Origin of the sequence: Gimesia aquarii (genome assembly GCF_007748175.1) — a bacterium.
Lineage (GTDB): Bacteria > Planctomycetota > Planctomycetia > Planctomycetales > Planctomycetaceae > Gimesia > Gimesia aquarii_A.
Map to the genome: position 1 here is coordinate 2858726 of NZ_CP037422.1, position 12146 is coordinate 2870871.

At 44.5% G+C, this 12146-nt stretch carries 8 protein-coding genes; 2 read left to right on the plus strand and 6 right to left on the minus strand.

The genetic code is table 11. The annotated features are described in order from the left end of the window. Positions 1 to 21: 21 nt before the first annotated feature. From V202x_RS11260 to V202x_RS11275, 4 genes are all read right to left on the minus strand, one after another. A complete protein-coding gene (locus V202x_RS11260) occupies positions 22 to 825 on the minus strand; it encodes a hypothetical protein (RefSeq protein WP_145174429.1) in 804 nt (267 codons plus the stop codon). 79 nt (positions 826 to 904) lie between these two features. Further along, positions 905 to 1801 (minus strand): hypothetical protein, encoded by an 897-nt coding sequence (locus tag V202x_RS11265; protein ID WP_145174432.1) that lies wholly within the window; start codon positions 1799 to 1801, stop codon positions 905 to 907. A 70-nt stretch (positions 1802 to 1871) separates the two neighbouring features. Then, the gene (locus tag V202x_RS11270) at positions 1872 to 2687 is read right to left on the minus strand and encodes a hypothetical protein (protein WP_145174435.1); all 816 of its coding nucleotides are present in this window, start codon (positions 2685 to 2687) and stop codon (positions 1872 to 1874) included. A gap of 438 nt (positions 2688 to 3125) precedes the next feature. Continuing rightward, positions 3126 to 3845, minus strand: coding sequence for a hypothetical protein (locus V202x_RS11275; RefSeq protein WP_145174438.1), 720 nt, complete (start codon positions 3843 to 3845; stop codon positions 3126 to 3128). 249 nt (positions 3846 to 4094) lie between these two features. On the opposite strand from V202x_RS11275, the gene V202x_RS11280 reads away from it, so the two are divergent. Both V202x_RS11280 and V202x_RS11285 read left to right on the plus strand, forming a co-directional pair. Next, positions 4095 to 6131, plus strand: coding sequence for a prolyl oligopeptidase family serine peptidase (locus tag V202x_RS11280; RefSeq protein WP_145174441.1), 2037 nt, complete (start codon positions 4095 to 4097; stop codon positions 6129 to 6131). Between the two features lie 87 nt (positions 6132 to 6218). Next, the gene (locus tag V202x_RS11285) at positions 6219 to 7403 is read left to right on the plus strand and encodes a RidA family protein (protein ID WP_197993340.1); all 1185 of its coding nucleotides are present in this window, start codon (positions 6219 to 6221) and stop codon (positions 7401 to 7403) included. A gap of 94 nt (positions 7404 to 7497) precedes the next feature. On the opposite strand, the gene V202x_RS11290 is transcribed toward V202x_RS11285, so the two are convergent. Both V202x_RS11290 and V202x_RS11295 read right to left on the minus strand, forming a co-directional pair. After that, a complete protein-coding gene (locus V202x_RS11290) occupies positions 7498 to 8961 on the minus strand; it encodes a DUF1501 domain-containing protein (RefSeq protein WP_145174447.1) in 1464 nt (487 codons plus the stop codon). A 14-nt stretch (positions 8962 to 8975) separates the two neighbouring features. Beyond that, complete coding sequence (locus V202x_RS11295) at positions 8976 to 11885, minus strand: PSD1 and planctomycete cytochrome C domain-containing protein (RefSeq protein WP_145174454.1); 2910 nt, start codon at positions 11883 to 11885, stop codon at positions 8976 to 8978. Positions 11886 to 12146: the final 261 nt, after the last annotated feature.

The window sequence follows — 12146 nt, forward strand, 5'->3', positions numbered from 1 at the left end:
GTTTTTTACTTAATCGTAAGTCTATAGGTCTTGCCCTGAAGTTTTCTGCTGGTCAGCCCGCGCTTGTCTGAGCTGCGTTAATAAATCCACAATCGCGTTTTGGGCATGGTAGGTTTGGCTGATCACCAGTGATTTACTTTGCGGAAGAATCGAAATTGTGCCCCCATCATATTTGTAGGCATCCACTTTCACAGCACTCCCATAGGTCGTAATCGCAGGGCTGAGTCCAGAGATTCCACTCGGTTTCCATTCAGCCTCTGCCAAACGAGCATTTCGAATAACGGCCTCCAGAGCATTGTAGTCATCCGGAGTACTGCAAAAATCGCCTACGGGATAAACTCGTGTTTTCATCATCTCAGATGCATACTCTTTTGAAGTGATTAGAATCATTTCCCGGTCCACAACAAAAGTCAGCTCTAAGGGATCTAAAATTTGTAACAAAGCATTTTTTAAACTGATTTTGGAGAGTTCGACATCAACAGGCTCCTCAGCTGAGATACCTAAATTTTCCAGAGCTTTTGACTGAATTTTAATTGGTACTTTATGCATTTCGGAAAAATAGTTCGCAACTTCTTCCAGCGGTACATCAGGAAAATTCGCTTCGGCTTCTGAATCTAAAGCGTTCTGCAATGTCTCCTCGCGTTCAGTTAATGCAGGATAAAATAACTGCCGGACCTTTTTGGTTTTAACCGATTTACTCGATTGGTCATTTTTAGTAACTTGCTTCTCATCTGCATAAGATTGAATTATAAGACAGTTCATAACGAATAGACAAAGGACAATCATCAGATACCTGCGATTTCCACTTTGTACTTTATATTTCATGGTTCACTCCTGATTCGATTTTGAGTTTCGATATCTTTAATAATCCGCATTTGCTCTGGCACTGAATGCAGATAGTATATCAGTTTCCGACTCGTGCTTGTCTGAGTTGAGTCAACAAATCAACAATCGCGTTGTGCGCATGGTAGGTTTGACTGATCACCAACGATCTACTTTGCGGTACAACAGAAATTGTGCCACCAGTTCCTTCTTCGTAAACCTGTGATCCGAATCCTGAGTCATTTGTGACTTGAAAGAAACCACTGCCACCACTACCTCCGCCTAAGCCGCCCCCCAGTCCACCTCCTGCTCCACCAAAACCACCTGCTTGAACGGGTTGACTCGGTTTAGAAGAAGAGACTCTAACTCGCCATTCTCCCAGGCTGGCATTGATGATTGCTGACTCCAGTGCCTGATAGTCATCAGGATTCTTACATAAATCACCCACAGGATAGACACGCGTTTTCAGCATCTCTTCTGCCTTGTATTTCGTGGTAATCTGAACCACATCTCGATCAACGACATAGGTTAATCCTATCGGTTGCAAAATGAGTTCGAGTGCGTTCTTCAGTGAAATGCCATGCAGGCTGATATTAACGGGTTCATCAGATGTTAATCCTTCTTCACCCAAATCGTTACTCAAAATCAGAATTGTAAGACCATGCTGATCCGCAAAAGTATTTATCACCTCAGAGAGTGGATTGTCAATAAAATCACATTCAGTCTCTGCATTGAGTGCTGCCTGAATCTTCTGTTCCTGTTTTGTCAAAACCGGAAAAAATGTTTGCTGTAATTCTCCGTTCTTCTGAGCGTCACCCGCCAGAGCTGCTAGTGGTGCCGCATCTTTGACCGTTGGCTTGTGTGCTTGCGAAGCTTTGGAATTCCGCTTCTCTTGCCCGCTCGCCACGATCGTGATCCAGCCAGCAGCCAGACAAAATATCGTTAAAACAACGAATCTTCGCTTCAAAAACCCACTCATGATCGACTCCTATTTTCTGTGAAATCTTAACATCTACAGCGGGCGAACCTCCGTCCGACTGGTATTACTATTACTTCTTTTCAGTTGACAGGTCCTCCTGATCTTTACGGACCTGTCTTAGCTGGCTTAATAAATCTGTAATTTTATTGTGTACGCGATCTGTTTCATTCACCACAATCGCCTTACATTTGGGAACGATAGAAATCGTTGAATTTCTTTGGGGAATCGGTTGCGTGTTTGGACTTCCGATCACCAAGCCAGCTGCAGACCAGTTTTTCTTTCTGAGGTCCAGGCATGTATTTCGAATTACATTTTCTAATGCCTGATAATCATCTGGTGTATCGCAAAGGTCTGCGACAGGATAAATACGTACTATCAATGTTTGGTTTGCCTCTTCTTGAGAGGTAATCTTGAGCACTTCGTGATCAATCACATAATCTAAACCCAATGGATTCAATATGATATTCAATGCAGATTTGAGAGAAACGCCATTCAGAGAAACATTGATTGGCTCGTCAGCTGTTAAGCCTTCTTGTTCAAGGGCCTGTGCATCAAGGAAAATATTGATGCCATGCTGCGCCTGAAAAAATTGAAGTACCTCAGAGAGCGGAACATTCGGAAAATCACATTTCGTGTCCGCACTAAGTGCCTTTTGCATTTCCTGGGTACGTTTTGTCAGTGCCGGATAAAATGGTTGCATGATCTCTTTAGGCTGCAATGCAGTTACTGCTGGTTCAGCCTGAAATGAAGTTTTACTAATCAGTTTGTTCGCTTGAGCTTGTTTGGTACTCTGCTTGACTTCTGCGTTGGCAGCCATGACAAACCAGCCTGCAGCCAGAGAACAAATTGCTACTATCATCAATTTTGAACTTAAGATTGGATTCATGTTTGTCATCTTGTTTTTCATGATTATCTCCGAATTAAGATTCAGCTCTGATCTATTCAGTGTGTGAGTTTTGTCACTTTAGTTGAAATCGAATTGAATTTTCTCTCTATAGAAAGACTAGCAGTAAAAATATTTTTCTGTCAGTCATTGATAGAAGAACTACAAAGAAATGAATGCGCTCAAGTAAGATAGATTTGTGCTTCAGAAAAGACAAATCGCTGCCCACAACAGCTTTATCAAAAAAATGAAAGACGCAATTTTCCGAATGAAATGAGAGAGGAAAATAACTAAAATTGTGAATTATTGAGCATAAATGAATAAGATGATGATAGTTTAATCGTAAAGACCCTAACCTCAGATGTCAACTTTTTTCTCATCTGAGCATCTTTAAGCTGAAATACAGTGGATCTCAACGAGGACCCAAATTCGCCGTGTAGTCTAATTGAACGTTGGTGTAGTTGACTTACTGGGAGTAGGGCGAAAAAGAGGATCAAAGCCATGAGATTGCCGCTTCTTTTTTGATTGAGGGTTCACTTCGAAAGAAGAGGGACCAAAAGGAGTAGGTGAGTTGAAATTTAAGCCTGATCGGTTTGAAAATCTATTATTAGATTGCACTTTATTTTTTTTTAACGAAACTACATCCAGAACTTTAAGCAATGCCCTGGCCTGATCTTGATATTGAATCTGAATTTGACCGGATTCGATTTTGGTTAAGCTCGAACTATTGTCCCTGGTAATTGTCATCTTATTTCCATTGCCCGCCTTGAGGGTGAGAAATTTTGATTCAAAGTCAAACTTTACTTCGAGAGCGGCTGCAATAAGTCGGTCGTGTTCGCTGACTATTTTGACATTCCCTGCTAATTTCATGATCAACTCTTTCTGCTTAATATAGTCAGCCTCTATACTATCAGCAGATACACGTATGCCAGCACAATCAATTCCAGCCTGACCTGCCAACTTGATCACATGTTTGCCATCACGCTGAATTTGAAAGTCGATTTCTTCAGCTTGGAGTTCTAAGTTTCCCAATGTGAGAGTATGGACCTCTGCAGGGGCTTTTGTTGCGGCAACCGTTTTTTCATCGTCCGCATAAACAGTCACTGCAAGACAAAAAGAAGCGAGTGAAATCAGGCAGATTGAACTTGTTTTAAAGAACATCGATTTTCTCCATATTTCATCGAAAAGAAATCCGTTTGTGTTTTGGCAGGTAGAAGTGTTCTAACAATCAGTTCTTTAGTAGTCCATACCAATTGCCGAAGAATCAATCACTTTGATTGATCCAAGAATAACTTTGTCGAGACTGTTTTCAATTCGCTCAAATTGCGGCATGATAGTAAGTGAAATGTTAGCTGTTATTGATAATGAAGTTACGACATCTGATCTACACCTTCCTGCGAGAATGCTCTTATGCTTTTACAACAAAAACTTTTTATCAAACTTTCTATTCTGCTGCTTCTGAATACGGTCTTCTTCCTTGCTCTGCTGCCAGCAGATGGGCCTGCTGATAACCTGCCCGATCAGGTTCGCCGGATCCCCATGTTGGGAGTCGAAGTCCCTGATGAGCAGAAACAACATCTCAAGCAAGGACTGGCAAAACTTCAAACTTCTCTTGATCAATTAAAAAAGAGTAAAGACTCGCGGGTACAAGCATTGATTCCAGACGTGGAAATCTATCATCGTGCCGTGCGCTGTGCACTCGAATATCAGGAATTTTTTCACGAACGCGAAATTGGTAAAGGACTGGAATTATTAAAACAGGGGCAACGACGGGCTGATCAGTTGTTGAAAGGAGAGGCCCCCTGGACACGCCAGACAGGATTAGTCGTACGCGGGTATGTCTCAAAGATCGACAATACAGTACAACCATACGGTCTGGTCATTCCCGATAGTTATACGTTTTCGGGTAAAAGCCGTTATCGTTGTGACCTCTGGTTTCATGGAAGAGGAGAACGTCTGAGTGAAGTCAATTTTATCAGTCAACAACAGCGATCTCGCGGGCAATATACTCCTGCTGACACGATTGTGCTACACCCCTATGGCCGCTATTCCAATGCCTTCAAGTTTGCCGGCGAAGTGGACGTACTGGAAGCACTGGAATCGACGAAACAACGCTATCGTATCGACGATAATCGTATTTCCGTACGCGGGTTTTCGATGGGAGGTGCTGCGTGCTGGCAATTTGCAGTGCATTATGCCGACCGCTGGTTTGCCGCCAATCCGGGAGCCGGCTTTTCCGAAACCCCTTTGTTTCTGAAAGTCTTCCAGAAAGAAACGCTCAAACCGACCTGGTATGAGAAAAAATTATGGCAACTTTATGACTGTCCCGGTTACGCATTGAATCTGTATCAGTGCCCGACCATCGCTTATAGCGGCGAACTCGACAGTCAAAAACAGGCTGCCGATGTGATGGAAGAGGCTCTCAAGAGAGTCGGCATTGACATGGTGCACATTATTGGGCCTAAGATGGGGCATCGCATTCACGCCGATTCCAAACGCATTATTGAAGCCAAAATGGATTCGCTCGCCAAAGTGGGACGTCAGACCGTACCACATACCGTACATCTGGTAGCATACACTTTAAAGTACAACCGCATGAACTGGATGACGCTGGATTCGATGGGAGAAGAATGGAAACAGGGCCAAATCGATGCCCGTTTAGTGCCGAACAATCGTGTCAAAATCAAAACCCAAAATGTCACGGGTTTCACATTGAAGATGCATGCGGGTGAATCACCATTTGATATGACCCGCCCGGTTATGATTCAGCTGGATGGAACTGACTACCAGGTTCCCGGTCCGCTCTCCGACCGTTCCTGGGAAGTCTCCTTTCATAAAACAAATGGTTCATGGCATGTAGGAGCAGCGATTCTGAAACCTGGGCAATTGGTCAAACGACATAACCTGCAGGGCCCTATTGATGATGCCTTTATGGATTCCTTCATTTTCGTTTCCCCAACCGGAAAAAGCGCTTCGGCAACAGTCGAAAAATGGGTTCAGTCAGAGATGAAACATGCGATTGTTCATTGGCGGCAACAATTCCGTGGTGATGCCAGAGTGATGAAAGATACTCAGATTACCGATCAGGAAATTGCTTCCAGTAATCTTGTGTTGTGGGGAGATCCTGAGAGTAATCAACTCATCAAAAAGATTATCAACAAATTACCCATTCAATGGAATCGCGAAGAAATCGTTGTCGGTCAAAAACACTTTCCAGCCGCGCATCATGCACCGATTCTGATTTTTCCAAACCCGTTGAATCCCTCGAAATACGTTGTTTTAAACAGCGGCTTTACCTACCGTGAATATGCGTATTTAAATAATGCCAGGCAGGTTCCCATGCTGCCCGACTGGGCCATCATCGATTTACGCACACCGGCAGGCAGTCAATATCCCGGAAAAGTAGTCGATGCTGATTTCTTTGGCGAGCAATGGCAGTTAAAATAAAGTCGTATGGTTCCAAAGTCCCTGATACTTTGGGAAGAATCAAAAATTGATCCTCTAAGAATTGTTGATCCTCCTATGAAATACTTAATGAATTTACTGATCGCTGTTTTATTGCTGGTAGTTACAGATGCTGTTACTGCGGAAGTCTCTTACTTAAAAAGTACTCCCCAATCAGAGTCGTCTCTCTGCGTGGTTGTGAAAGATACGGTGTTAGTCCACACTTCTCAGATTTTGCCCCTCAACCTCAAAGGAGGCCAGATTCCTTCTGCCAACGCCAGTGATCAGACTGCACTCGTGCTTAAGAACCTGAATTACTTGCTGAAAAAAGTAGACAGTAATCTGAATCGACTGGTCAAACTGAATATCTATGTCGCCCGTGAAGATCTGGTACAGCAAGTACAACAACGAATAAAAGAAGAACTGGAAGTCATCGCACAACCAGCCTGCACGTATGTGGTCACAAAACTTCCTGGTCCGAATGCTCTGGTCGCCATGGATGCGGTCGCTGCAACCAATTCCTCAAAGCAATTAGCGAAGGTTCAAATTTATAATGATGAAGTTTCAGGATTTAGTGCTTCACTCTTACCGGCAGGACGAACTGCATATATTTCGGGACAAGCGGTGAAAGCAGATACGTTAACGGAAGCAACACGCAAAACCATGGAAGAGCTCCATCAAACCCTGAAATACATTGGTACATCCCCTTCAAATGTGATACACGTTAAAGCGTTTATGACACCAATGAAAGAAGCCAATGATGTCGAGTTGGTGATTGACAGCTTTTTCCCTGAGGAGAGGCAACCACCTGTCTCTCTTGTGGAATGGTTTTCATCGTTACCCATTGAAATCGAGATGATTGTTGCCATGCCTGAAAATAAAGCGACTGTTCGACCTGCTGAAACAGTGATCTATCAAACTCCGACCGGCATGAAAGCGTCTCCTGTTTATAGTCGGGTTGCGATTGCTGAAGTCAGTGACCGGATTTATGTTTCGGGAATTCTCGCTAAAGAGAACAAAAATAATGACCAGCAAATCCGAAGTGTGTTCAATCAATTAAGAACTATTGTCGAAAAGGCAGGCAGTGACTTAAATCATCTGGCAAAAGCCACATATTATGTTTCAGATAACGCAGTCAGCGGTCCTTTCGGAAAAATTCGCACAGAATATTATAACCCTAAACGCCCCCCTGCCGCATCCAAAGCGACTGTCAAAAGCGTAGGGTTTCCGAACCGCACCCTGGTGATTGATATGATTGCGATACCCTCAAAGTGAGTTTGTTGTCTTCACCCACTGTTGGAAACAAAAACGCCCTGTACTTACAGGGCGTTTTTTGATTCTGAGGTGAAGTTGCAAACTCGAATACAACCTATGCAATAATATCATGCACGATACGAGAAGGCTGCTTGTCGATTAATGTCTGTTCTGCACCATTGCGAGTGAATGTCAGTCGTTCTGGATCGAGTCCGAACAAATAGAGTAGTGTTTGATGATAGTCACTATGACTGACTTTGTTTTCAACAGCATGATGACCAAAATCATCTGTTTCACCATAGGCCATACCACCTTTGAGTCCACCACCGGCCAACCACATGCTAAAGCCATACGTATTATGATCTCGTCCCTGCTTTGCCACGCCGGCATCATTCTGAATTACGGGCAGGCGTCCCATTTCGCCTCCCCAGTGCACGAGCGTCTCATCTAACAGTCCTCTCATTTTGAGGTCTTTCACAAGACCTGCTGAAGGCACATCCACTCGTTTACAGGTGCGCGGCAAAGAAGTCCGCATGCTGGTATGATGATCCCAATGCTGATTCCCCGTCATGATTTGTACAAAACGCACACCTCGTTCAATAAGTCGACGTGCAATGAGACAACGCTTGCCAAACTCGGCTGATTCGGAACGATCAATGCCATACATGGCTTGAGTCGCTTTGGTCTCCTTACTCAAGTCCAATGCTTCTGTCGCCGCGGTCTGCATTTTAGCAGCCAGTTCATAGCTGGCGATTCGAGCAGAAAGATCGTCTTCTCCCGGGTGCTGGTTGAGGTGTCTCTGATTCAGTTTTCCCAGGAAATCGAGATACTTTTCCTGCGCTTTCCCGCTGAGGTGAGGAGGGGCATTCAAATTAAGGATTCTCGGTTCTTTAGGTCGGATCACAGTCCCCTGATATAAGGATGGGAGCCAGCCATTGGTCCAGTTATCAACGCCCAATACGGGTGCACCGCCTGGATCGACCATCGCGATGTAGGCAGGCAAATTTTCTGATTCACTACCTAAACCATAAGTTAACCAGCTTCCCAGTGTTGGCCGTCCGGGAAGAATACGACCACTGTGCATGGCATAAATCGACTGTCCATGGTTATTCACACCGGTGTGCATGGAACGGATCAGAGTGATATCGTCAACCACTTCGCTCAAACCCGGCAGTAATTCTGATAACTCAGTACCGCATTCACCATGCTTACTGAATTTCCAGGGTGAACCCAGCACTTTTGAACTCGCCTGTGCCGCATTGTCGTATTTAATATCTCCGGGAAATTTCTTACCATCGTACTTCTGAAGCATTGGTTTGGGGTCGAACATATCCAGATGACTGGGACCTCCCTGCATGAACATTGAGATCATGGCTTTCGCACGGGGAGGGTGATGTGTCGGCTTTAACTTCAGGTCAAAATGTTTTTTCAGCAATTCAGGTCGAATCGCTGGATTCTTGGCCAGGGCTTGATCCTGATTCAACATCCAAGACAGCGCAAGAGAGCCAATTCCCATGGAACTTGCGGCCAGAAAATGGCGTCTGGAATGATCCGTTGAATCGGGTGCTTTATAATTCATAATTTGATACCGTTTTAATCAACGTAAAGAAATTCGTTACTACTCAAAAGGGCCTGACAAAACGTTGCTAAAGCCAGTTGCTCAGGAGTTTTCCCGGAGCTCGCTTTTGTTGTATTAAATTGAGGAATTTGAGAGTCGATAAATTCCACGGATTGTTTGACTTCGTCTGCTGTAGGAACTTTGCCAAAAGCAAGCATCCAGGCGAGCTTGACCTGCTCCGGCTTATTTCCAGCGTGAGTTTTTTGTAACCGTTCCGCAAAATATGTGGAATGTTCTACCATAAAACCGCTATTCATCATCAACAGTGATTGAGGCGCTACAGTCGAAGAAGAACGTTTTTCGCAATTTGGCTCCATTTTAGGAGCATCAAACATATCGAGAACCGCCAGCGGTTTACTTCGGCTGACAGTGATATAAACACTTCGGCGGAACTTGCGATCATCCATTCTGATTGCTTTTTTCTGGCGACCGGCTGAATCAACATTCGCAATGCCCACCACAATTTGCCCTACTTCGTCTTCTTTCACTGGGACCGGTTCGCCATACAGGTCTGTTTTCAGTTTTCCAGTGACGGCGATCACCGAATCACGGATAGTCTCTGCTTCCAGTCGACGGACTGGCATGCGACCATAGAGCAGATTGTCTGGATCGACCACATCATAGTCGGCTGATCGTTGAGAACTTTGCATGTAAGCCGTTGAAGTCATCAGCATTTTATGCAGACGCTTGATTTTCCAACCATTTGAGACGAAATCATGTGCCAACCAGTCCAGCAATTCTATATGAGTCGGTGGAATTCCCAACTTGCCAAAATCAGTGGGAGATGCCACGATCCCTTTACCAAAGTGATGTAGCCAGACGCGGTTCACAAAGACACGCGCCGTTAGAGGATGCTCTCCATTAGTGATATATTTGGCATAAGCTAAACGCCGCCCGGATGTTTGCAAATCTTTGTTTTGAGCTGGAATTTCAACCGGTTTTTTCAGATTGCTCTTCACTACAGACAACCCAGCGGGAAGGAGTTCATGTTTGGGTTGCTCGAAGTCTCCGCGATTAAAGAAAAAAGTCTTCGGCACTTTACCGGGAACTTCCGTTAGTACACGTACAAACTCTTCTTTCGGTTTTTTCTCTCTGATCTTAGCTACTTTATCGTTCAACTTATTCAAAATGCCCTGAGTCTTGAGTTCAGTCAACCGCTTGGCTTCGTCTTTAAAATGCTGTACTTGAGCGGCCCCTTTGGGATCAAATTTCTCGAGATTCGAAACAGAAACTAACAATCCAGGAAATTCTGCAATCAGTTTTTTCTGTTCTGGCGTTCTCTTTTTCTCAGCCGTTTTCTTGGCTGCTAACGCGATTTTCTTTTGTGCTTCAGGAATCTGACTCCACGTTTCTTTACTGATTTTTTCGACCAGCTCTTTCGCAAGTTGCTTTGCTTTCGTAGCGGCTTTACCAGATTGTTCATGCAGGGTTCGATCATAAAGGTACAGAGAACCTGCTGATAAACGATTGATACGCGGGTAATTTTTGAGGAGTGCCACCTGTTCCTTGGTTCGTTTTTTACCAGTTGTTTTATAGGCAGTTCGAGTCAAGTCACGCTTGTCTTCCGGCACGTCGAGGAGTTCCCGTTCCAATGTACGATCAATGAATTGATTGACGAGGGCCGTTCGTTCTTCCAGGACTTTCTTCGCTTCGGCTTCCAGTTCATTGGCAATTTTGCGATCCGCATCTGACATGATAGAAATACGCCGGGAAGCCGGAGTTCGCCAGCTTTTCCAGTCCAACGCAGGTTCGAAAATAGCACGGAAACGATAATAATCGTTTTGTGGAATCGGGTCGTATTTGTGATCATGGCACTGTGCACAGGCGACCGTCATTCCCAGGACTGAAGAAGAAACGATATCGATCGTATCAGTGACTACCTGGTTCTTTGCTACTTCTTTTTCTGCCGGGTTACTCCCGGTTCCATCGGGGGCCATGCGTAAAAATCCGGTAGCAACCAGTTTTTCCAGATCTTCAGGACTCAAGTTTTTGTAAGGCGGCTTGATCATTTCATCTCCCGCTAATTGTTCGCGGAGGAATTGATCGTAGGGCTTGTCTTCATTGAACGCACGGATGACATAATCACGATAACGAAAAGCCCAAAGACGTTCCCGGTCTTTGTTGTTGTAGCCTTCCGAGTCGGCATAGCCGGCCACATCCAGCCAGTGACGTCCCCAACGTTCTCCATAATGCTTTGAAGCTAAAAGTCGGTCGATCAGTCTTTCATAAGCATCGGGGCTTTTATCTTCGAGGAATTGCTTCAACTCTTCAGGTTGAGGAGGCAGGCCAATCAAATCGTAAAATGCACGACGTGCTAATGAGGTTTTCGAAGCCTGTGAAGAAAAAGAAAGTTTCTTTTCTTCCAGCTTTGCCAATAGAAACGCATCGACCGGCTGACGCACCAGCTTAGGCTGTTTTACCTGTGGAACAGGAGAATTCTTGACGGGTTGAAAAGACCAGAAGGCCAGATCATCGGGAGCAATATAATCAGCGTCAATTTTTTCCGGTTCTGGTCGGAGAGTATGAGCCCCTTGATCAATCCAGTGCTTTAGAATCTCGATCTCTGCTTCAGGCATGTGTTTGCCTTCAGGTGGCATTTCCTGCGCAACAACACGGGCGATTAACTCACTTTGATCACTTTTGCCGGGAACGATGGCAGCCCCACTATCACCGCCTTTCACCATAAAACGCTTGAGACGCAGATCAAGATTTCCCTCTTTTTCACCATTCTCACCATGGCAGTGCAGGCAGTGAACCTTCAGAATTTTGCGCACATCGTTTTCGAAAGAGAGTGGAGTTTTTTTGCTCGCAGAGTCTTCGGCTTGAGCAACACTCAGACAACAGGAAACAAATAATAGACACACCAGGAAAAGTCGCTCGTTCATAGAAGAAGACTCTCTTGGAAATAGGTTTGGCGAGGGCGATCCAGTCTTCTGGATTGCATTTACGGAGGGTCAAAGCACTCAATAGTTTAAGTAATACTAAGAGTTACTTATATATTATTATCGTACCGCTTTTAAGCTGAAGTGCAAGAGAGGAATTTCAAACAAGCATTTTTCACGGAAAAGAATACAAAATTACTTGTCAGGTAAAAAATAGCGATTCAATGAACTCGAATGAACCCGCTTTCGACCTATTGCCATAAA

Excerpts from the sequence above, each read along its gene's own strand:
- V202x_RS11260 (WP_145174429.1), bottom strand. The coding sequence starts at position 825 with ATGAAATATAAAGTACAAAGTGGAAATCGCAGGTATCTGATGATTGTC.
- V202x_RS11265 (WP_145174432.1), bottom strand. The coding sequence starts at position 1,801 with ATGAGTGGGTTTTTGAAGCGAAGATTCGTTGTTTTAACGATATTTTGT.
- V202x_RS11270 (WP_145174435.1), bottom strand. The coding sequence starts at position 2,687 with ATGAATCCAATCTTAAGTTCAAAATTGATGATAGTAGCAATTTGTTCT.
- V202x_RS11275 (WP_145174438.1), bottom strand. The coding sequence starts at position 3,845 with ATGTTCTTTAAAACAAGTTCAATCTGCCTGATTTCACTCGCTTCTTTT.
- V202x_RS11280 (WP_145174441.1), top strand. The coding sequence starts at position 4,095 with ATGCTTTTACAACAAAAACTTTTTATCAAACTTTCTATTCTGCTGCTT.
- V202x_RS11285 (WP_197993340.1), top strand. The coding sequence starts at position 6,219 with ATGAATTTACTGATCGCTGTTTTATTGCTGGTAGTTACAGATGCTGTT.
- V202x_RS11290 (WP_145174447.1), bottom strand. The coding sequence starts at position 8,961 with ATGAATTATAAAGCACCCGATTCAACGGATCATTCCAGACGCCATTTT.
- V202x_RS11295 (WP_145174454.1), bottom strand. The coding sequence starts at position 11,885 with ATGAACGAGCGACTTTTCCTGGTGTGTCTATTATTTGTTTCCTGTTGT.